The organism is Streptosporangium sp. NPDC001681 (assembly GCF_040298085.1).
Classification (GTDB): Bacteria; Actinomycetota; Actinomycetes; order Streptosporangiales; family Streptosporangiaceae; genus Streptosporangium.
Window position 1 is genome coordinate 10,891 of sequence record NZ_JBEOZN010000036.1, and the last position, 20,336, is coordinate 31,226.

At 70.8% G+C, this 20,336-nt stretch carries 15 protein-coding genes; 6 read left to right on the plus strand and 9 right to left on the minus strand.

The features are described from left to right. Positions 1-370: 370 nt before the first annotated feature. The 7 genes from araA to ABT130_RS18300 all read right to left on the minus strand — a co-directional run bounded on the left by araA (position 371) and on the right by ABT130_RS18300 (position 9,072). The gene (araA, locus tag ABT130_RS18270; RefSeq protein WP_350915119.1) at positions 371-1,867 is read right to left on the minus strand and encodes an L-arabinose isomerase; all 1,497 of its coding nucleotides are present in this window, start codon (positions 1,865-1,867) and stop codon (positions 371-373) included. Next, positions 1,864-2,532 carry an L-ribulose-5-phosphate 4-epimerase gene (locus tag ABT130_RS18275; protein ID WP_350956756.1) on the minus strand — a complete coding sequence of 223 codons (669 nt, stop codon included), beginning with the start codon at positions 2,530-2,532 and terminating at the stop codon, positions 1,864-1,866. Before ABT130_RS18275 ends, araA begins: the two co-directional genes overlap by 4 nt. 34 nt (positions 2,533-2,566) lie before the next feature. Then, the gene (araB, locus tag ABT130_RS18280; RefSeq protein WP_350956758.1) at positions 2,567-4,243 is read right to left on the minus strand and encodes a ribulokinase; all 1,677 of its coding nucleotides are present in this window, start codon (positions 4,241-4,243) and stop codon (positions 2,567-2,569) included. A 50-nt stretch (positions 4,244-4,293) separates the two neighbouring features. Further along, complete coding sequence (gene yjfF / locus ABT130_RS18285) at positions 4,294-5,280, minus strand: galactofuranose ABC transporter, permease protein YjfF (protein ID WP_350956760.1); 987 nt, start codon at positions 5,278-5,280, stop codon at positions 4,294-4,296. Further along, on the minus strand, positions 5,277-6,326 hold the full coding sequence (locus ABT130_RS18290; RefSeq protein ID WP_350956762.1) for an ABC transporter permease: 1,050 nt from the start codon (positions 6,324-6,326) through the stop codon (positions 5,277-5,279). The genes yjfF and ABT130_RS18290 overlap by 4 nt, the downstream gene beginning before the upstream one ends. After that, positions 6,323-7,840 carry a sugar ABC transporter ATP-binding protein gene (locus ABT130_RS18295; protein WP_350956764.1) on the minus strand — a complete coding sequence of 506 codons (1,518 nt, stop codon included), beginning with the start codon at positions 7,838-7,840 and terminating at the stop codon, positions 6,323-6,325. The genes ABT130_RS18290 and ABT130_RS18295 overlap by 4 nt, the downstream gene beginning before the upstream one ends. Positions 7,841-8,082: 242 nt before the next feature. Continuing rightward, positions 8,083-9,072 carry a LacI family DNA-binding transcriptional regulator gene (locus ABT130_RS18300; protein ID WP_350956836.1) on the minus strand — a complete coding sequence of 330 codons (990 nt, stop codon included), beginning with the start codon at positions 9,070-9,072 and terminating at the stop codon, positions 8,083-8,085. A gap of 537 nt (positions 9,073-9,609) precedes the next feature. Here ABT130_RS18300 and chvE point away from each other — a divergent pair. From chvE to ABT130_RS18320, 4 genes are all read left to right on the plus strand, one after another. Next, positions 9,610-10,746 (plus strand): multiple monosaccharide ABC transporter substrate-binding protein, encoded by a 1,137-nt coding sequence (chvE, locus tag ABT130_RS18305; protein WP_350915129.1) that lies wholly within the window; start codon positions 9,610-9,612, stop codon positions 10,744-10,746. A 73-nt stretch (positions 10,747-10,819) separates the two neighbouring features. Continuing rightward, positions 10,820-12,349, plus strand: coding sequence for a multiple monosaccharide ABC transporter ATP-binding protein (gene mmsA, locus ABT130_RS18310; protein ID WP_350956766.1), 1,530 nt, complete (start codon positions 10,820-10,822; stop codon positions 12,347-12,349). 7 nt (positions 12,350-12,356) lie between these two features. Next, entirely contained in the window at positions 12,357-13,604 is a 1,248-nt protein-coding gene (mmsB, locus tag ABT130_RS18315) for a multiple monosaccharide ABC transporter permease (protein WP_350956768.1), read from the plus strand. Positions 13,605-13,725: 121 nt separating this feature from the next. Further along, positions 13,726-14,763: a TerC/Alx family metal homeostasis membrane protein gene (locus ABT130_RS18320; RefSeq protein WP_350956770.1), complete on the plus strand. Its 1,038-nt coding sequence runs from the start codon at positions 13,726-13,728 to the stop codon at positions 14,761-14,763. Positions 14,764-14,815: 52 nt separating this feature from the next. Here ABT130_RS18320 and ABT130_RS18325 read toward each other — a convergent pair whose 3' ends face one another. Both ABT130_RS18325 and ABT130_RS18330 read right to left on the minus strand, forming a co-directional pair. Then, positions 14,816-15,544 (minus strand): maleylpyruvate isomerase family mycothiol-dependent enzyme, encoded by a 729-nt coding sequence (locus ABT130_RS18325; RefSeq protein ID WP_350956772.1) that lies wholly within the window; start codon positions 15,542-15,544, stop codon positions 14,816-14,818. Positions 15,545-15,578: 34 nt separating this feature from the next. Then, complete coding sequence (locus ABT130_RS18330; protein ID WP_350956774.1) at positions 15,579-17,096, minus strand: serine/threonine-protein kinase; 1,518 nt, start codon at positions 17,094-17,096, stop codon at positions 15,579-15,581. A 170-nt stretch (positions 17,097-17,266) separates the two neighbouring features. Here ABT130_RS18330 and ABT130_RS18335 point away from each other — a divergent pair, with 170 nt between their 5' ends. Together ABT130_RS18335 and ABT130_RS18340 are read left to right on the plus strand one after the other, a co-directional pair. Further along, the gene (locus ABT130_RS18335; protein ID WP_350956776.1) at positions 17,267-17,980 is read left to right on the plus strand and encodes a TetR/AcrR family transcriptional regulator; all 714 of its coding nucleotides are present in this window, start codon (positions 17,267-17,269) and stop codon (positions 17,978-17,980) included. A gap of 35 nt (positions 17,981-18,015) precedes the next feature. Beyond that, entirely contained in the window at positions 18,016-20,199 is a 2,184-nt protein-coding gene (locus ABT130_RS18340) for an SDR family NAD(P)-dependent oxidoreductase (protein ID WP_350956778.1), read from the plus strand. Positions 20,200-20,336 lie beyond the last annotated feature (137 nt).

Genomic DNA, 20,336 nt, shown 5'->3' on the forward strand with positions numbered 1-20,336 from the left:
CCGCCGGACTCCCGCACCGACGCCCACCCCCTACCTGAGCAGCGTGTGAGCCCCCGGACAGCGGAGTCGGCGGGAATTCGGGCGCCCAAGCGCTTCTCTCAACCGTTCTCCCGATCGAGCGTGCCGCGACGGCCGGAGACGAAATGCCGGGGAAAACGGCCCACCCCGCCGGCCGCGCTTGAATCGGACGCCCCGTTTCCCGTTCCCCGCCATTGTCGCCATCCGAAAACAAACGCGACGGCCCCGCGTCTGGAAATACGCAGTCGCCTACAGTTCCGTCGAGCGTTTTGTGTGTTCGGTTGACAAGTGTCGCGGGGCGTGTCTCCGCACGGCGGCACAAGGGCCCCGCCGATCGGCGGGGCCCGTCGGGTCAGAAGCCCTGGGCCAGGCGGTAGTAGGCCTGGTTCCAGCGGATCTCCTTGGCGAACTGGCGGGGGGTGGTGTCGGCGTCGATGACCAGCAGCTCGACGCCGAGCATGTCGGCGAGGTCGGTGAGCTCCTCACTGGTCAGCGCGGACGAAAGGACCGTGTGGTGCGGTCCTCCGGCGGTGAGCCACGCCTCGGCGGAGGTGCTCAGGTTCGGGCGGGGCCGCCACACCGCGCGGGCGACGGGCAGGTTGGGCAGCGGCTCGGCCGGGGTGACCACGTCGATCTCGTTGGCCACCAGCCGGAACCGCTCCCCCATGTCCGACAGACCGATCACCACCGCCGGTCCGGGTTCGGCGTCGAAGACCAGCCGGACGGGGTCCTCTCGCCCGCCGATGCCCAGCGGGTGGATCTCGCACGAGGGCACCCCGGCGGCGATCGTCGGGCAGACCTCCAGCATGTGCGCGCCCAGGATGACCTCCTGGCCCGGGGCCAGGTGGTAGGTGTAGTCCTCCATGAAGGAGGTGCCGCCGGTAAGACCGGCCGCCATCGTCTTCAGGGTGCGCAACAGCACCGAGGTCTTCCAGTCGCCCTCCCCGCCGAAGCCGTAGCCGTCGCCCATCAGCCGCTGCACCGCCAGCCCCGGCAACTGCCGCAGGCCCCCGAGGTCCTCGAAGTTGGTGGTGAACGCGCCGAAGCCCCCCTCGGTGAGAAAGTAGCGCAGGCCCAGCTCGATGCGGGCGGCATACCGCAGGGACTCGTGGCGCTCGCCCCCGGCCCGCAGCTCGGGGGCGACCTTGTAGGTGTCCTCGTACTCGGCGACCAGGGTGTCCACCTCGGAGTCCGCCGCCGCGTCGACCACGGCGACCAGGTCGTTGACGCCGTAGGTGTTGACCGAGACGCCGAAGCGCAGCTGCGCCTCCACCTTGTCGCCCTCGGTGACCGCCACGTCGCGCATGTTGTCGCCGAAGCGGGCCAGCCGCAGCGAGCCGACCTCCGCGCGCCCGGCCGCGGCCCGCGCCCACGCGCCGATGCGCGCGGCCACCGCCGGGTCGCTCACGTGCCCGGCGACGGTCTTGCGCGCCACGCCCAGCCGGGACTGGATGTAGCCGAACTCACGGTCGCCGTGGGCCGCCTGGTTGAGGTTCATGAAGTCCATGTCGATGGAGCTCCACGGCAGCGCCACGTTGGCCTGGGTGTGCAGGTGCAGCAGCGGCGTGCGCAGCGCGTCCAGCCCGGCGATCCACATCTTGGCCGGGGAGAAGGTGTGCATCCAGGCGATCACCCCGATGCAGGCGTCCGAGGCGTTCGCCTCCAGGCAGACCCTGCGGATCGACGCGGCGTCGGTGAGCACCGGCTTCCACACCAGCCGGAACGCCAGCGACTCGCCGAGTCGCTCGGCGATCCGCCGGGACTGCCCGGCCACCTGGGCCAGCGTCTCCTCTCCGTACAGGCCCTGGCTTCCGGTGAGGAACCAGATCTCACGCTCGTGGAGGATCAACGCGGACTCCTTTGCCCGTAGACGTTCTGGTAGCGGTCGTACAAACTGTCGACGGCGGGTCGCGGGATCGGCAGCGGGTCGCCCAGCTGGCGGGCCATGTGCACGGTGCGCGCGACGTCCTCGCACATCACCGCGGCCTTGACCGCGGCGCGGGCGTCCGCGCCGATGGTGAAGACGCCGTGGTTGCGCATCAGGATCGCCGGGGAGCGGTGTCCCTCCAGGGTGGCGACGATTCCCCTGCCGATGTCGTCCCCGCCGATCAGCGCGAACGGCCCCACCGGGATCTCCCCGCCGAACTCGTCCGCCATGGCCGTCAGCACGCACGGGATCGCCTCGCCCCGCGCCGCCCAGGCGGAGGCGTACGTGGAGTGGGTGTGCACCACCCCGCCGACCCGCGGCATCGCCCGGTAGACGTACGCGTGCGCGGCGGTGTCGCTGGACGGCGACAGCTCGCCCTCGACCGGTTCGCCGTCCAGGTCGCAGACCACCATCGACTCCGGGGCCAGGTCGTCGTACGAGACCCCGGACGGCTTGATGACGAACAGGTCCTCGCCCGGCACCCGCCCCGAGATGTTGCCCGCGGTCCAGGCGACGAGGTTGTAGCGGACCAGCTCGTCGTGGAGCCGGCAGACCGTCTCGCGCAGCTTCCTGACGACGGCGCTCATCCGGCTCCCCCGGTCGTATGGTCCTCTCGCTGGGTCACGCGTCCTCCTTCTCCTCTGATGTGCTCGCCTCGTTACGCAGGGCCCGCAGGCCGTGCAGCATCTCCCCGTCGGCGAAGTGGTCGTGCAGGCGGCGGTAGTCGGCGTACAGCCGGTCGTAGGCGTCGGCGCGCCCCGCGTCGGGCAGGTGGACGGCCTCGGCGCGCCTGCCCATCGCGGCCGCGGCCGCGGTGATGTCCGGGTAGGCCCCGGCGGCGACCGCGGCGTGGATGGCCGACCCCAGGGCGCATCCCTGCTCCGAGCCGATCACCGAGATCGGGCGGCGCAGCACGTCGGCGTAGACCTGCATCAGGAACCGGTTCTTGATCAGGCCGCCCGCGGCGACGAACTCGGTCACCGGCACCCCGGAGTCCTCGAAGGTCTCCACGATCACGCGGGCGCCGAACGCGGTGGCCTCGATCAGCGCCCGGTAGGTGTCCTCGGGTCTCGTCGCGAGGGTCTGGCCGACGAGTACGGCCGAGAGGTCGTGGTCGACCAGCACCGAGCGGTTGCCGTTGTGCCAGTCGAGTGCCACCAGGCCGTGCTGTCCGACGCTCTGCGCGGCGGCGAGCTCGGTGAGGTACTCGTGCGTGGTGAGCCCGCGCCGTTCGGCCTCCCGCTCGTAGGAGCCGGGCACCGAGGTCTCCACGAACCAGCCGAAGATGTCGCCGACACCCGACTGGCCCGCCTCGTATCCCCACAGTCCTGGCACGATCCCGTCGCGCACCACACCGCACATGCCGGGCACCTCCGCCAGCGCGTCGGAAGGCATGATGTGGCAGGTGGAGGTGCCCATGATGGCGACCATCTGGCCGGGCCGCACGGCGTCGGCGGCGGCGGCCGTGACGTGGGCGTCCACGTTGCCGACCGAGATCGCCACCCCCTCGGGCAGCCCGGTCCAGGCCGCGGCGCGGGCGTCCAGCCGGCCCGCGAGACCGCCGAGGGGCGACAGCTCCTGACCGAGCTTGGCGGTGAAACCGGCGAAGGCCGGGTTGAGCTCGGCCAGGAACTCCGCCGAGGGATAGCCGTCGCCGGTGTGGATGGCCTTGTACCCGGCGGTGCACACGTTGCGGGTCTCCACGCCGGTGAGCTGCCAGACGATCCAGTCGGCGGCCTCGATCCAGCGCTCGGCGCGGCCGTAGACCTCCGGGTCCTCCTCCAGGACCTGCAGGCCCTTGGCGAACGCCCACTCCGCGGAGATCTTCCCGCCGTAGCGGGGCAGCCACGACTCCTTCCTGCGGGCGGCGACGGCGTTGATCCGGTCGGCGTGCGGCTGCGCGGCGTGGTGCTTCCACAGCTTCGGCCACGCGTGCGGGCGCTCCGCGAGCCCGTCGACCTCGCAGAGCGGGGTGCCGTCCGCGGTGGCGGGCAGTACGGTGCAGGCGGTGAAGTCGGTGCCCAGGCCGATGACCCGTGACGGGGAGATCCCGGCCGCCGCCACCGCCCCGGGCACCGCCACGCGCAGCACCTGCCGCCAGTCCTCGGGCGACTGCAACGCCCAGTCGGGACCCAGCCGCACGGCACTGCCGGGCAGCCGTTCCTCGATCACCCGGTGTGCGTACTCGTGCACGGCCGTACCGACCTCGGCGCCGTCGCTCACCCGCACCACCACGGCGCGGCCGGACAGCGTGCCGAAGTCGACACCGACCACGTAGCGGTCATTGTTAGCGTTCACACAATCTCCAGGACCTCGACGGGGTAGGGCTCCCGCGCGGGAGCCGGGGTTCAGGTGCGTCGTGCCGCACCGAGGCGTTGCAGCAGGATGAAGGCGAAGAGCAGCAGGCCGATGAAAATCTTGGTCCACCAGGAGCTGAGGGTCCCCTCGAAGCTGATGATCGTCTGGATCAGCCCGAGGACGAGCACGCCGAGCACGGTGCCGAGCAGGTAGCCGTACCCCCCGGTCAGCAGCGTGCCGCCGATCACGACCGCGGCGATCGCGTCCAGCTCCATGCCAACCGCGTGCAGCCCGTAGCCCGACAGCATGTAGAAGGAGAGCAGCACGCCGCCCAGCGCGGAGCAGAATCCGCTGATCGTGTAGACCGCGATCTTCGTCCTGGCCACCGGCAGGCCCATGAGCAGCGCCGACTGCTCGCTGCCGCCGGTCGCGTAGACGTTGCGGCCCAGCCGGGTGTAGTGCAGCACGTACGCCCCGGCGAGGATCACCACGACGGCGACGAGCACGCTCGGCGAGACGAACGCGCCGCCCGGCAGGTCGATCCTGGCCTGGGCGAGGCCGGTGTACGTCGGGTCGGTGATCGAGATCGAGTCGGTGCCGATGGTGTAGCAGAGCCCCCTGGCCAGGAACATGCCGGCCAGCGTCACGATGAAGGGCTGGATGTCGAAGTAGTGGATCACGCAGCCCATGGCGAGGCCGAGCACCGCGCCGACCGCCAGCACCAGCGGGATCACCAGCGCGGGCGGCCAGCCCCCGTCCGTCACCAGGCTCGCCGAGATCATCGTGGCGAGCGCGACCACCGCCCCCACCGACAGGTCGATGCCGCCGGTGAGAATCACGAACGTCATGCCGACCGCCACGACCAGCAGGAACGCGTTGTCTATGAAGACGTTGAGCACCACCTGCCCGGACGCGAAGCCCTCGTAGCGGATACCGCCGGCCACGAACATCGCCAGGAACAGCCCGCCGGTCACCAGGACCGGCAGGTACTTGCGGGGGATCGACCGGTTCGACGAGAGCACGCCCAGGCTGGTCATGCGGTGACCCTCACCTTCGTGTCGGCGCCGGTGGACGCGGGTGGGACGCCGCGTCCTCGGCGGTGGAACACCTTCTCCCTGAAGGTCGGTGACTGCAGCAGGCAGACCAGGGTGACGACGAGCGCCTTGAAGAGCAGTGTCGTCTCCGGCGGCACGCCGATCGAGTAGATCGTGGTGGTCAGCGTCTGGATGATGAGCGCGCCGAGCACGGTGCCGCCGAGCGAGAACCGGCCGCCCGCGAGCGAGGTGCCGCCGATCACGACCGCGAGGATCGCGTCGAGCTCGATCCAGAGCCCGGCGTTGTTGCCGTCGGCGCTGGACACGTTGGAGCTGATCATCAGCCCCGCGATGCCGGCGCACAGGCCGCAGAACGCGTAGACCACGATGATCAGGCCCCGGGAGCGGATCCCCGCCAGGCGGCTGGCCTCGGCGTTCCCGCCGACCGACTCGATGAGCAGGCCGAGGGCGAGGCGCCGGGTGAGGAAGGCGGTCACCGCGAGCACGACCAGCACGAGCAGGATGCAGAAGGGCACGGTGAGCCAGTAGCCGCCGCCCACCAGCTTGTACGGCACGCTGTTGACGGTGATGATCTGGCCGTCGGTGACCAGCTGGGCCAGCCCCCGCCCGGCGACCATCAGGATCAGCGTCGCGATGATCGGCTGGATGCCGATCCCGGCGACCAGGAACCCGTTCCACACCCCCAGCACCAGGGAGAGCACCAGCGCCAGGCCGATCGCCGCGAGGACGCCGCCCACCGCGTTCTGGTCGTCCAGCTCGCTGATCCGCAGGCAGGCGAGCGCCCCGGAGATGGCCACCATCGATCCCACGGACAGGTCGATGCCGCCGGTGGCGATGACGAGTGTCATGCCGACCGCCACCAGGATCAGCGGCGCGCCGAAGCGGATGATGTCGATGAGGCTGCCGTAGAGGTGGCCGTCCTTCATCTGCACCGACAGGAAGCCGTCGGTGAACGCGACGTTGGTCGCCAGCAGCAGGACGAGAACGAGCACCGGCCACAGCAGGCGGTGCCCGGCAAGACGGTTCATGGGCGGGCTCCGCTGGCGATCGTCTCCATCAGGACGTCGACCGTGAGGTCGTCGTCGTTGGGCAGCTGCGCCACCAGGTGCCGGTCGCGCAGCACGCCGACCCGGTGGCTGAGACGGAGCACCTCCTCCAGCTCGGCGGAGATGAACAGCACGGCCATGCCCCCGTCGGACAGGGAGACGACCAAGCGCTGGATCTCGGCCTTGGCCCCGACGTCGATGCCGCGGGTCGGCTCGTCCAGGATGAGCAGCCGCGGCTCGACGATGAGCCAGCGGGCCAGCAGCACCTTCTGCTGGTTGCCGCCGCTGAGGTTGCGCACGAGCTGTTCGGGGTTGGGAGGGTTGATCCGCAGCGCGCCGATGTACTTCTCCACCAGCTCGTCCTGGCGGCGGCGCGGTATGGGCCTGGCCCAGCCGCGCGCCGCCGCCAGGGCCAGCACGATGTTCTCCCGTACGGTGAGGTCGGCGATCAGGCCCTCGGTCCGCCGGTTCTCCGGGCAGAAGGCGATGCCCCTGGCGGTCGCGGCGCGCGGGGTGCGCAGCGAGACCGGCGTACCGTCGATCGCCACCTCCCCGGTTCCCGCGTGGTCCGCGCCGAAGAGCAGGCGGGCGATCTCGGTGCGGCCGGAGCCGAGCAGCCCGGCCAGGCCCACCACCTCGCCCTGGTGGATGGAGAGCGTGAACGGCTGCACGGCCCCCGCCCTGCCGAGTTCCCTCGCCTCGATGACCACGTCGCCGGTCCGCGCCAGGTCCTTGGATTTCTCGTCGAGCCGTTCCAGATCGGCGAGCTCATTGCCGATCATCTTGCCGACCAGCTCGACCTGGCTCAGCTCGGCGGTGAGGTACTCGCCGACCAGCCGGCCGTTGCGCAGGACCGTCATCCGGTCGGCGATCTCGTAGACCTGGTCGAGGAAGTGCGAGACGAACATGATGGCGATCCCCTCGTCCTTGAGCCGCCGCATCACCTCGAACAGCTGCGCGACCTCCCCCGCGTCCAGGCTGGAGGTCGGCTCGTCGAGGATGAGCACGTTCGCGGAGATGTCGACGGCCCGCGCGATCGCCACCATCTGCTGCACGGCCGGCGAGTACGAGGACAGCGGCGCCGAGACGTCCAGGTCGAGGTCGAGCCTGGCGAGCAGCTCGGCCGCGCGCCGGCGCGTCTCACCCCACCGGATGCGGCCGAAGCGGCGCGGCTCGCGCCCGATGAAGATGTTCTCGGCCACCGAGAGGTTCGCGCAGAGGTTGAGCTCCTGGTAGACCGTGCTGATCCCGGCCCGCTGCGCCGCCAGGGGCCCGGCGAAGGCGACCGGCGCGCCGGCCAGCTCGATCTCGCCCGCGTCGACGTCGTACACGCCGGTGAGCACCTTGATGAGCGTCGACTTCCCCGCGCCGTTCTCTCCCATCAGCGCGTGCACCTCCCCCGGCAGGAGTCTGAAGTCCACGCCGGTCAGCGCCTTGACGCCGGGGAACTCCTTGCTGATCCCGATCATCCGCAGGATCGGGTCGGGTGCGGCCATGCGACTCCCTTTCCTCCCAGGAGACGGGCCGCCCGCGAGGCGGTCCGCCGGGTCAGTTGCGGCGGGTGGGCGGCGCCGTTCCGGCCCGCTCCCGCGTGAGGATCGTCTTCGTACGGGCCGGCATCCGCCGTCCCGCCGCGACCTGCTCGACCGGGTCCGCCGGCCGGGCGCCCGGTGTCGGTCGGGTTCGCTGGGACTCGCCTGGCCGTTAACGCTAACATCAACGGGCGGGCTTGTTCGCGTCACGCGTGGACCGGTGCGGTGCTGGCCCTGGCCACGAACCTCGGCGGAACGACGTGCCGCTCGTGGGACCATTCCGCGCCCGCCTCCATCTGCCTGAGCAGCAGTTCGATGCTCCATCTCCCGACCGCCCCGAAGTCCTGCCTGACCGTGGTGAGCGGCGGGGTGAAGAACTCCGACTCCGGGATGTCGTCGAACCCCACGACGCTGATCTGCTCGGGCACCCGCACTCCCCGCTCGGCGAAGGCGCGCAGCGCACCGAGCGCCATCTGGTCGTTGGCGACGAACACCGCGGTGACACCCGGCACCGCCGCCAGGCGCAGACCCGCCTGGTAGCCGGAGCGCGGGCTCCAGTCACCGGGCAACGGTTCGGGGATCGGACGGCCCGCGGAGACCAGCACGTCACGCCAGCCCTCGATCCGCCCCTCGACCTCCAGCCAGTCCGGCGGGCCGCCGATGTGCCAGACGGTCTCGTGGCCGAGGTCGAGCAGGTGCCTGGTGGCCAGCCGGGCACCGTGGACCTGGTCGACGCTGACCACCGACACGTCGCCGGAGTGGCCGCCCTCGACGGCCACCACGGGGATGTCGGTGGGCACGTCGGCCAGCGCGGGGGCGGCCGAGCGCTGCGGCGCGACCACCACGATGCCGTCGACGCTCTGCTCGGCCAGGTAGCCGAGCGCGTCGCGCACCCCCGCGGTATCGATGGTCTTGAGGCTGACCATGCTGACGAAGTAACCCGCCGACCTGGCGGCCTGCTCGATGCCGTACACGGTGCTCGCCGGCCCGTACAGGGTCGTGTCGAAGCTGACCACGCCGAGAGTGCGGGTATGCCTCGTGACCAGGGCGCGGGCCACCATGTTGCGCCGGTAGCCGAGCTCGTGGATCGCCGCCAGCACCCGGGCGCGGGTCTCGGCACGGACGTTGGGGTGCTCGTTGAGCACGCGCGAGACCGTCTGGTGCGACACCCCGGCCTTCGTGGCGACATCCGCCATCACCGGCGGGCGGCGCTCGTGGCTCGGGCTCACGGTCGGCTCCTTCTGGTGGCTTGGCACAGACTGTGAGCGCTAACAACACCTCGCGTCAAGCACCCGCCACATTGCAGTCCGGTTACACGGGAACCATTCGTTAACGCCTACTTGACGGCACCGTCATCACGCCCTTAACTGTCCCATACCCCATTGTTAGCGCTCACATCTCCTCCGGGAAGGTCTTCATGACGCGAGGACTCCTGACCGCCCGGAGGTTGACAGCCGGCCGACTCAGGCATTTCATGTCTCGTCACACAGCCGGCCGGATCTCCGCGGAGTCCCGCGCCGTCGTTGTGAACGCTCACAAAACGCTCACGGACCTGCTCATGGACGGTGGAGCGAGCCGGGTCACGGCTCGCTCCCGCATCGCCGCGGGCACGGCCCCGAAGGAACGCGCCCCGGTGGGGGCACGCGCCGCCCGCTCCCGGGACGCGCCGCCTCCCACCTCTCCCGCGGCCCTCCCCCGGCCAGGACCCCGGCCCCCCACACTGGAGGTATTCGATGAAGTTCGCGAAGCTGGTCACCTTCTCGGTGAGCCTGGCTCTCGCCATGGGAGTGACGGCCTGTGGCTCAAGCGTCAAGACCGTCGACCAGGGCGCGTCGGAGGCCGCCTCCGCGGCGCCCGCCGACACCCTGGTCGGCGTCACGATGCCGACCAAGTCCTCCGAGCGCTGGATCCACGACGGCGACAACGTCAAGAGCGCCCTGGAGAAGCTGGGCTACCAGGTCGACCTGCAGTACGCGGAGAACGACATCCCCACGCAGGTCAACCAGATCGAGAACCAGATCACCAAGGGCGCCAAGCTGCTGATCATCGCCTCGATCGACGGCACCGCCATCACCACGCAGCTCCAGCAGGCGGCCGACAAGAAGATCCCGGTGATCGCCTACGACCGGCTCATCCGCAACTCGCCGAACGTCGACTACTACGCCACCTTCGACAACTTCAAGGTGGGCGTGCAGCAGGCGACCTCGCTCCTGGTCGGCCTGAAGCTGAAGAAGGAGGACGGCTCCGACGGCGACGCCAAGGGCCCGTTCAACATCGAGATCTTCGCCGGCTCGCCGGACGACAACAACGCCACCTTCTTCTACAACGGCGCGATGGAGACCCTGAAGCCGTACATCGACTCCGGCACCCTGGTCGTCAAGAGCGGCCAGACCGACTTCAAGACCGTCGCGATCCTGCGCTGGGACCCGGCCACCGCGCAGAAGCGGATGGAGGACCTGATCACCAAGTCCTACTCCGGCGACACCTTGGTCGACGGCGTGCTCTCCCCGTACGACGGTCTGTCCATCGGCATCCTGTCGGCGCTGAAGAGCAGCGGCTACGGCACCGCCGGCCAGCCGTACCCGATCGTGACCGGCCAGGACGGCGAGGTCGCCTCGGTCAAGTCGATCATCGCGGGTGAGCAGTACGCGACGATCTACAAGGACACCCGCGAGCTGGCCGCCGTCACCGTCGAGATGGCCGACGCGGTGCTCAAGGGCGGCAAGCCCGAGGTGAACAACACCGAGGACTACGACAACGGCAACAAGGTCGTCCCGTCCAACCTGCTGGAGCCCGTGATCGTCTACAAGGACAACTACAAGAAGGTCCTCGTCGACTCCGGCTACTACACCGAAGACCAGCTCAAGTAGGAGCACCGGCGCACCCCCGCGGGCGTCCGCGGGGGTGGCGGGGCTCCCGGAGGACGCCGAGGAGGCGGGCGGCATGACCGACGACATACTCCGGATGCGCGGGATCACCAAGACGTTCCCGGGCGTCAAGGCCCTGCAGGACGTCAACCTGGCGGTACGCAGGGGCGAGATACACGCGATCTGCGGGGAGAACGGCGCCGGGAAGTCGACGCTGATGAAGGTCCTGTCCGGCGTGTACCCGCACGGTTCGTACGACGGCGAGATCTTCTTCGACGGCGAGCCGTGCCGCTTCTCCGACATCAGGGACAGCGAGAAGCACGGCATCGTGATCATTCACCAGGAACTGGCGCTCAGCCCGTACCTGTCGATCGCCGAGAACATCTTCCTCGGCAACGAGCGGACCAGCCGCGGCCTGATCGACTGGAACCGGACCAACGCCGAGGCCGCCGAGCTGCTGGAGCGGGTCGGGCTGCGCGAGAACCCGGTGACGCGCTCGATGGACATCGGGGTCGGCAAGCAGCAGCTGGTGGAGATCGCCAAAGCGCTGTCCAAGCAGGTCAGACTGCTCATCCTCGACGAGCCGACCGCCTCGCTCAACGACGAGGACTCGGCGCACCTGCTCGACCTGCTGCGCGGGCTGCGCGAGGAGGGCATCACCTCGGTGATCATCTCGCACAAGCTCAACGAGATCCAGGCCATCGCCGACTCCACCACGATCCTGCGTGACGGCCGGACGATCGAGACCCTGGACATGCGGGGCGACCAGGTCACCGAGGAGCGCATCATCGCCGGCATGGTGGGCCGCGACCTCGAACACCGCTTCCCGCCGCACGAACCGAAGATCGGTGAGGAGGCGCTGCGGATCGAGGACTGGACGGTGCACAGCCCCAGCCAGCACGACCGCGTCGTCGTCTCCGGCGCCAACCTGACGCTGCGCCGCGGCGAGATCGTCGGCCTGGCCGGCCTGATGGGCGCCGGCCGCACCGAGCTGGCGATGAGCGTGTTCGGCCGGAGTTACGGGGTCGGCATCTCCGGCCGCGTCTACAAGAACGGCGGGGAGATCCAGCTCCGCACGGTCGGCGAGGCGATCGGCCACGGGCTCGCGTACGCCACCGAGGACCGCAAGCGGTACGGCCTCAACCTGATCGACGACATCAAGCGGAACGTGTCGGCCGCCGCGCTGGGGAAGCTGGCCAGGCGCGGCTGGGTCGACGACAACAGGGAGTACCAGGTCGCCGACGGCTTCCGGGAGAGCATGAACATCAAGGCTCCCAGCGTGCTGTCGGTCACCGGGAAGCTCAGCGGCGGCAACCAGCAGAAGGTGGTGCTGTCGAAGTGGATCTTCACCGACGCCGACGTGCTGATCCTCGACGAGCCCACCCGCGGCATCGACGTGGGCGCCAAGTACGAGATCTACTCGATCATCAACCGGCTCGCCGACCAGGGCAAGGCCATCCTGGTCATCTCCTCGGAGCTCCCCGAGCTGCTCGGCGTCTGCGACCGCATCTACGCCATGTCCGCCGGCCGCATCACCGGTGAGGTCCTCCGGGCCGAGGCCACCCCGGAACGGCTCATGCAGCTCATGACCAAGGAAAAGGAGTAAGGGCACGATGGAGGTCCCGACCCGTGAGACAGCGCCACCGAGCGGCGGCCTTCCGGTGGTCCCCGCGAAGACGCCCGCCGGCCGCCTCTCCGTCAACCTGCGGCAGAGCGGCATCTACATCGCCTTCGCACTGATCATCGTGCTGTTCTCCATCCTGACCGACGGGGAGCTGCTCAGCCCGCAGAACATCTCCAACATCATGGTGCAGAACTCCTACGTTCTGATCCTGGCCATCGGCATGATCCTGATCATCATCGCCGGTCACATCGACCTCTCCGTGGGCTCGGTGGTGGGACTCACCGGCGCGATCGCGGCGGTGCTGATGGTCGACATGGACGTGGCCTGGCCGCTGGCGATCCTGATCACGCTGGTCGCGGGTGCGCTGATCGGGGCCTGGCAGGGCTACTGGATCGCCTACTTCGGCATACCGGCGTTCATCGTGACCCTGGCCGGAATGCTGGTCTTCAGGGCGCTGACCCTGACCGTGCTCGGCAACCAGGGCATCGGCCCCTTCCCCGACGAGGTGCGGACCCTCGCCAACGGTTTCGTACCCGGCTTCTTCGGCAACATCGGCCTCGGCCCACTCGGCGGCGCCGACCTGCTGACGCTGCTCGTCGGCCTGGCCGCGGTGGCCGGGATCGCCGGCACCCAGTGGCGGGCCCGCCAGGCACGGCTGGGCTACCGGCAGAAGGTCGACGCGCTGCCCCTGTTCCTGCTGAAGATCGGCGCCGCCGCCGCGGTGGTGATGGTGGTCATCGTGCAGCTCGCCAGGTTCAAGAACCTGCCCTGGGTGCTGGTGCTGCTGGCGATCCTGGTGCTGGGCTACACGCTGCTGACCAACCGCGCGGTCTTCGGCCGCCACATCTACGCCATCGGCGGCAACCTGAACGCCGCGAGCCTGTCCGGCATCAAGGTGAAGTCCGTCACGTTCTGGATCTTCGTCAACATGGGGGTGCTCGCCGCGCTCGCCGGGATCATCTTCGCCGGGCGGCTGAACCAGGCCGGCCCGACGGCGGGCAACGGCTTCGAGCTGGACGCCATCGCGGCCGCCTTCATCGGCGGCGCCGCGGTCCAGGGCGGGGTGGGCAAGGTGGTCGGCGCCCTGACCGGCGGCCTCATCATGGCCGTGATCAACAACGGCATGTCCCTGATCGGCGCGCCCAGCGAGCGGGTCATGCTCTTCAAGGGCCTGGTCCTGCTCGCCGCCGTGGCCCTGGACGTCTGGACCAAGCGCCGGGCCGGCTCGGCCCGCTGACCCCGCTCCCCTCACGCGCCCGCGTCCGTCGCGCGGGACGGCGAGCCGCCCGGTGGCTCCCGGGTGTGGACCCCCTTACCTGAGGGTAAGCGAGGATTCTCACCGGCTGGAGGGGACACGGATGGCGATCGATTCGATAGGCATGTGGATCGCGGTCGTCGTTCTGGTGATGGCGCTGTTCATCCTCGACTTCATGGTGGCGGCGCGCCGGCCGCACGCCGTGGGCATGCGCGAGGCCACCGCCTGGAGCGTCTTCTACATCGGCGTGGCCATCGCCTTCGGCCTGGTCCTGTGGTGGCTGGCCGGGTCGGCGCTCGCGGCCGAGTACTTCGCCGGGTGGCTGGTGGAGAAGAGCCTCTCCGTCGACAACCTCTTCGTCTTCGTCATCATCATGGCGCGCTTCTCCGTGCCCCCGGAGAACCAGCAGAAGGTGCTGCTCTTCGGGATCGCCACCGCCCTCGTGCTGCGCGCCGTCCTCATCGCGATCGGCGCGGCGGCCATCAGCCTCTTCTCCTTCACATTCCTGCTCTTCGGCCTGCTGCTGATCTGGACGGCGATCCAGCTGGTCCGGCACCGGAACGAGGAGCCCGACATCGAGAGCAACCCCCTGATCCGCTTCATCTCGAAGGCGCTCCCGGTCACCGAGAACCTGCATGACGGCAAGCTCGTCGTCCGCGAGGACGGAAGGCGGATGGTCACCCCGCTGTTCGTGGTCTTCCTCGCCATCGGAAGCACCGACCTGCTGTTCGCCCTCGACTCCATTCCGGCGGTCTTCGGCGTCACCACGCACCCGCTCATCGTCTTCGCCGCCAACGCCTTCGCGCTGCTGGGGCTGCGCGCCCTGTACTTCCTGATCGAGGGCCTGCTGGAGCGTCTGGTCTACCTGTCGATCGGCCTGGCGGTCATCCTCGGCTTCATCGGCCTGAAGCTCATCCTGGCCTTCCTGCACGAGGACGTCTCCACGTCCTTCCCCGAGATCCCGACCCCGCTCTCGCTGGTAGTGATCTTCCTGGTGCTGCTGGTCACCGTCGTCTTCAGCCTGCGCAGGGTGCGCGCCCACCCCGAGGAGCGCGCGCGGGCGGGCACCCTGCACCGGATGCGCCGCAAGGACGGGAACGGTGGCCGGGGCGAGGGGCGACAGGGGCAGGACGACCGCTGAGGCCCCGGCGGGAACACGCGGACGAACGTGCCGGGGGGGGAGCGCCGAAAGCTCAGGCCAGGCAGCGCAGGGCGGCCCTGAGCCTGCGGTCGAGGGGATGGTCGACGGGGTGGTCGTCCGGCAGGCGGCCGACGGTCGCCGCCACGAACGCCGGGGGCCCCAGCTGCTCGCTCATGTCGTAGGCGTGCACCCAGATCCCGTCGGCGGTCAGCTCGACCTGGACCTTCGACCCCTGCTCCGCGAGCGCGAACGCGCCCATCCGCGCCCGCCACCAGACCCGCTCGTCCTCCTCGTCCTCCGCGACGGGCGCGCCGACGTCGTCGGCGTGGGTGGCGTACTCCGAGTCGTAGTGGAAGGTCTGCAACCCCACCGGGTACGGTCCCGCGAGGGTCGGCAGCAAGGCGTCACGGCCGAGCCCGCGCATCCGCTCGCGCGTCTCCCCGTTCTCGCGCCGCCACTCCTGGAACACCTCCTCGACCGGAACGTCACGGCGGCGCTCCACGCACCAGGCGTTGAAGGCGTTGAAACCGCCCTCCACGCCCTCGCTCCTGAGCATCGTGACGAACCCGTCGATGTCGTCGTCCAGACAGGCGTGGTTGTACAGCTCCTCCCCCGCCAGGTGCCCGAGCACGTCGCGGACCGACCAGCCCGCCGCCCGCGAGGGACGCCGCCAGCCCTCCGCGTCGAGCCCGGAGAAGAAGCGGTCGAGGCGGAGGGCCTCGGTGTCGAATATGTCGAACGGGTTGAGATCCGCCAGCGGATCCTTCGATTCTGCGGTCATACCCCAGCACTACCCGGGGCGCCGGGACGTCGCACTAGTCGTCGTCATCGTCGTCGCTGCTGCGATGACGTGGTCCGGAGTCCTGACCCTCCACCTGGAAGGTGAGCCCCGAGGTTCGAAGGAAGTCGACGAGCGGCCCCTCCGAGGCGATCCTGCCCTTCCGCTGCGCCTCGCTCAGCTCACGGCCGAGCTTGCGCAGTTCGTCGCGGGCCTTCCTGTTGTCGCCCTCCTGGAGTTTCCCGGCGAGTTTGACGATCCTCTCGCGGACCTTGCGGGCCGTCTTGGGGTCGATTTTCCCCTGAAGCTCCTGCGCGGTGACCGCCTGCCCCAGGGCCGCCAGGCGCGCCTGCCATCCGCCCGCCGCCGGCGCGGTCCGGCTGGGCGCGGGGGACGGCGCCGCGGACGCGCTCCGTGAGACGGCCGGTGTGGGCGACGCGGGCGTGGACCGCTCCGGGGGCGCCGCCGACGTGATCGCGGGTGGCACCGCCGCGGTGCCCTGTCCCGCCGGATCCGGCGAGGCCGACGCCCACAGGGCCACCAGCACCGGCAGGGCCACCACGCCCAGCAGGATCGCGACGAACATGCCGGGTGGGCTCTCCCGCAGGAACCTCGTGGCACGCCCCGCCCACGCCTGCACCGGCGAGCCGTCCTTCCCCGCGGGGACGGGAGGCACCGAGGGCAGGACGGAGGTCGGCGCCGGGGGCCCGGACGCGTGCGGCGTCCTGCGAGGCGCCGCGGCCAGGAGCCCGCGGACGACCTCTCCCCCGGTGGGCCGCGCGGCGGGATCCTTCTCCAGCAGGGCCAGGATGAGCCTCTCCAGCTCCGCCGGGATGCCGGGCCGGTAGCGGCCGGGCGGGTCCGGCCGGGCGCCGACGTGCTGGGAGATCACCTCCGTCGCCGTGCCGACGAACGGGGGCCGCCCGCAGAGCAGTTCGTAGCAGACGCAGCCGAGCGCGTACAGATCGGCGGCCGCGGCTCCGGCCTCGCCGCGGATCTGCTCGGGCGACAGGTAGGCGGCCGTGCCGATGACGGTGCCCACCGAGGTCAGTCGCATCGCGGCCTCGGTCGCGACCCTGGCCGTACCGAAGTCGACGACCTTGAGCGCACCGCCCGCGCCCAGGTGCAGGTTCGCCGGTTTGACGTCGCGGTGCACGACCCCGGCCTGGTGCGCGGCGTCCAGCCCGAGCGCGATCTGCCCCGCCAGGCGGCACGTCTCGGCCACGCTCAGCGGTCCGCGCTCGGCCAGCTCGGCGGCGAGATCCCGGCCGGTCAGCAACTCCATCACCAGGTACGGGCGGCCCTCGTGCTCGCCCATGTCGAGCACGGTCACCACATTGGGGTGGACGATGCGCGCGGCGGTCCTGGCCTCCCTGGCGAACCTCTCGCGCACCGCGGCGTCGGCCACCTGCGGTGCCAGGATCTTGACCGCCACCGGCCAGCCGGGGCGCAGGTCGTAACCGCGCCAGACCTCGCCCGTGCCGCCGCGGCCGATCAGCTCGTCCAGCCGGTACCGCCCGGCGAGCACCACGGCCGCCTCCTCCCAAACCCCCATGATCTCCCGCCATCAACTCCGAACCCGGCAATTGGCACACCACTGTAGGGGTGCCTCGCCGGGATCGCAGGACAAGATCGCGTTCCGGTTCCCCCGGACCCGCCGCTTTCCTTGCCAATCCACTTATTGATGGATTGCGAGGTAGGGGCATCGCGGCCAGACTGTCCGGCATGAGGAAGAGCGAGGAAGATGTCTCCGCACCCCCGGCCCGCCGCCGGGGACGCCCGCCCAGGGACAGGTCCGCGCCGTCCACCTCCGACCGCGTCCTCGCGGCGGCGACCGACCTCTTCGCCCGGCACGGGGCCGACGGCGTCTCCATGCGCGACATCGCCGCCCGGGTCGGGATCGACGTCTCCAGCGTGCACCACCACTTCCCCTCGAAGGCGTCGCTGTACGACGCCTGCTTCGCCCGCGTCTTCGAGCTGGAGCGGGCGACGCTCACGCCGCCGGTGCGCGCCCTCCTCGCCGCGGTGCGCTCCGGACCGGCGGTCGACGTGGTGAGCGCCATGCACGACCTGGTGGACGCGTTCGTGGACTTCCTCGACGACCACCCCCAGACCACGTTCCTGTGGCTGCGCCGGTGGCTGGACCCCAGCCTCCACCTGTCGCTGGACGAGGCGTACTCGCTGCCGATCTACGGCGAGGTCGAGCGGGCCCTGCTGGAGGCGGCCACCCGCGGCCTCCTCGTCGAGCCGACGCCGCACATCACCGTGCGCGGCCTGGTCTGGGCGGCCCACGGCCACGTGACCGCCCTGGCCGCCCTGACCGCCCGGGGGGGCGACCCGGTGGCCGCGGATCGTGAGAGGCGCGAGTTCCGCGCCTACGCCCACCGTTTCGTCGACCGGCTCTACGCACCCCCTGGCACGGGCGCCGCAGACGGCTAATATTCCATCATCCGATGGAATATGGGAGGCAGCGGATGAACTCAGCGGAACCGGACCGGGGAGTGACCGCCGGAAGCGCCGGAGCGCCGGCCGAGGAGGTGTCCGCCGGTACGCCGGGCCGGGGAGTGACCGCCGTCGTCGGTGGCGGCGCCGCGGGCATAGCCGCGGCCAAGGCCCTCATCGAGGCCGGCCTGCCGGTGCTCGGCGTCGAGCGCGCCACCTCCCTCGGCGGCCTGTGGCGGCTGGACGCCGACACCGCGTCCTACGAGGGTCTCCGCCTCAACACGAGCAAGCCGCGCACGGAGTTCTCCGACTTCCCCATGCCCGCCGAGTGGCCCGACTACCCGACCCGCGCCCAGATGCTGGAGTACCTGCGGTCGTACGCCGAGCACTTCGGGGTCGGCGAGAGTTTCCGGTTCGCCACCACGCTCGAATCGGCCCGGCGTGCCGGCGACGGCTGGGAGCTGGCGCTGACCGGCCCCGACGGGCCGTACCTCGAGACGGTGGAGCATCTTGTGGTGGCCAACGGCCACAACCACGAGCCCCGCCACCCCGAACCGCCGTACCCGGGGACGTTCACCGGCACCGAGTCGCACGCGCACGGCTACGTCACCCCCGCCGAACTCGCCGGGAAGCGGGTGCTCGTCGTGGGCACCGGCAACTCCGCGATGGACATCGCCGCCGAGCTCGTCGGCCACGCGTCCACCGTGCTGCTCTCGGCCAGGCGCGGTGTCTGGGTGCTGCCCAAACGGCTGCTCGGCCGCCCCTCCGACCAGCTCAACGGCGCCCTCGCCGCCCTGCTCCCCTGGCGGGTGCGCCAGGTGGTCTCCCAGGCGGTGCTCAGGCTCGCCGACCGGAAACCCGCCGGGCCGCGCCTCCCCGCCCCCCGTCAGGGCGTGCTCCAGGACCACCCGACCCTGAGCGACTCCGTTCCCGAGCTGATCGCGAGAGGAAGGATTCTCGCGCGGCAGGGCGTCACCCGCCTGGACGGCTCCCGGGTCCACTTCGCCGACGGACAGGCGGACGAGGTGGACCACATCGTCTGGTGCACCGGCTACCGGGCCGTGACCCCGTTCCTCGACGCGGACACGGTGCCCGACCCGGCGAGCCTGCTGCTCTACCGCCACGTCTTCCCCATCGGCGACGACTCGATCAGCTACGTCGGGCTGATGCAGTCGACCGGCTCGGCGTTGCCCGTCGTCGAGGCGCAGGGCCGCCTGGTGGCCGCCGTACGGACCGGAACCCATCGGTTACCCGATCCGGAGAGCGCGCGGAGGATCGCCTCGGCCGAGCTCGACGCCGCGCGGGAGCGCTGGGGACAGCGCAGGCCCCACATGCGGATCGACGTCGACCAGTACCTCCGCGTCGTGAACCGCGAGCTGCGCCCCTCCCCGGCGCGCGCGCTGGCCGGGCGCCGGATCCTGGTCACCGGCGCGGCGGGCACCTTCGGCAGGGCGATGAGCGCGCGGTTCACCGCCCAGGGCGCGCGGGTGGTCGGCCTGGACGTCGTCCCCACCGCCCACCCCGACGGCCCCGACATACCGATCATCGCGTGCGACATCACCTCCCAGGAGTCCGTCGACGCCGCGGTGGCGGAGGCCACGGCCCTGCTCGGCGGCATCGACCTGCTGATCAACAACGCCGGCCGGGGCGGGCCCGCCCCGGCCGAACTCGCCCCGGGCGACGAGGTGGAGGCGCAGCTGCGGCTGAACCTGCTCGGCGCCTGGCGCGTGACGGCGACGGTCATGCCCCACCTGGTACGCGCCAGAGGGCAGGTGGTCTTCATCGCCTCACGGATGGCGGTCCTGCCGCTGCCGCTGGCGGCGGCGTACGGCGTCTCCAAGCGCGCGCTCGCGGCCTACGCCGACGCGCTCCGTCTTGAGGTCGGCACGCACGTCGGCGTGACGACCGTCTACCCGAGTATGGTCCGCAGCCCGATCCACGACAGCACGAAACAGGCCGGGCTCTCCCTGGACGCGGTGTCTCGGCCGGAACCCGTCGAGGGCGTGGTCGACGCGATCGTCCGCGCGGTCACCGCCCGCCGCGCCCCCCGTGACGTGGCGACCACCCGCCGGGGACGTGTCGAGATGATGGTGGGCAGGCACGCCCCCGCGCTGGCCGACCGTCTCGTCCGGCGCACCGTCGCCGCCCGCATGGCGGCCGGTGACTTCGCAGGCGCCCCCCTCGCCGCGGGCATGGTGCGCCGGCACCGGGGCTAGCCGTAGATCCGCCAGCCCCGTACCCGCCGAGTTCCAGGCCGATTCATGCCGATCTCGGCACCACCGACTCGCTGCGCGGGCATTGTCGGCGCCGGGTGAACGGTGACCTCCGGCATCTACCACGCCACCTGGAGCCG

What these genes read in the sequence shown, in the direction of transcription:
- ABT130_RS18275 (WP_350956756.1), bottom strand. Translation starts at nt 2,532, where the DNA reads ATGAGCGCCGTCGTCAGGAAGCTGCGCGAGACGGTCTGCCGGCTCCAC.
- yjfF (WP_350956760.1), bottom strand. Translation starts at nt 5,280, where the DNA reads ATGACCAGCCTGGGCGTGCTCTCGTCGAACCGGTCGATCCCCCGCAAG.
- ABT130_RS18290 (WP_350956762.1), bottom strand. Translation starts at nt 6,326, where the DNA reads ATGAACCGTCTTGCCGGGCACCGCCTGCTGTGGCCGGTGCTCGTTCTC.
- ABT130_RS18295 (WP_350956764.1), bottom strand. Translation starts at nt 7,840, where the DNA reads ATGGCCGCACCCGACCCGATCCTGCGGATGATCGGGATCAGCAAGGAG.
- ABT130_RS18300 (WP_350956836.1), bottom strand. Translation starts at nt 9,072, where the DNA reads ATGGCGGATGTCGCCACGAAGGCCGGGGTGTCGCACCAGACGGTCTCG.
- chvE (WP_350915129.1), top strand. Translation starts at nt 9,610, where the DNA reads ATGAAGTTCGCGAAGCTGGTCACCTTCTCGGTGAGCCTGGCTCTCGCC.
- mmsA (WP_350956766.1), top strand. Translation starts at nt 10,820, where the DNA reads ATGACCGACGACATACTCCGGATGCGCGGGATCACCAAGACGTTCCCG.
- mmsB (WP_350956768.1), top strand. Translation starts at nt 12,357, where the DNA reads ATGGAGGTCCCGACCCGTGAGACAGCGCCACCGAGCGGCGGCCTTCCG.
- ABT130_RS18320 (WP_350956770.1), top strand. Translation starts at nt 13,726, where the DNA reads ATGGCGATCGATTCGATAGGCATGTGGATCGCGGTCGTCGTTCTGGTG.
- ABT130_RS18325 (WP_350956772.1), bottom strand. Translation starts at nt 15,544, where the DNA reads ATGACCGCAGAATCGAAGGATCCGCTGGCGGATCTCAACCCGTTCGAC.
- ABT130_RS18330 (WP_350956774.1), bottom strand. Translation starts at nt 17,096, where the DNA reads ATGGGGGTTTGGGAGGAGGCGGCCGTGGTGCTCGCCGGGCGGTACCGG.
- ABT130_RS18335 (WP_350956776.1), top strand. Translation starts at nt 17,267, where the DNA reads ATGAGGAAGAGCGAGGAAGATGTCTCCGCACCCCCGGCCCGCCGCCGG.
- ABT130_RS18340 (WP_350956778.1), top strand. Translation starts at nt 18,016, where the DNA reads ATGAACTCAGCGGAACCGGACCGGGGAGTGACCGCCGGAAGCGCCGGA.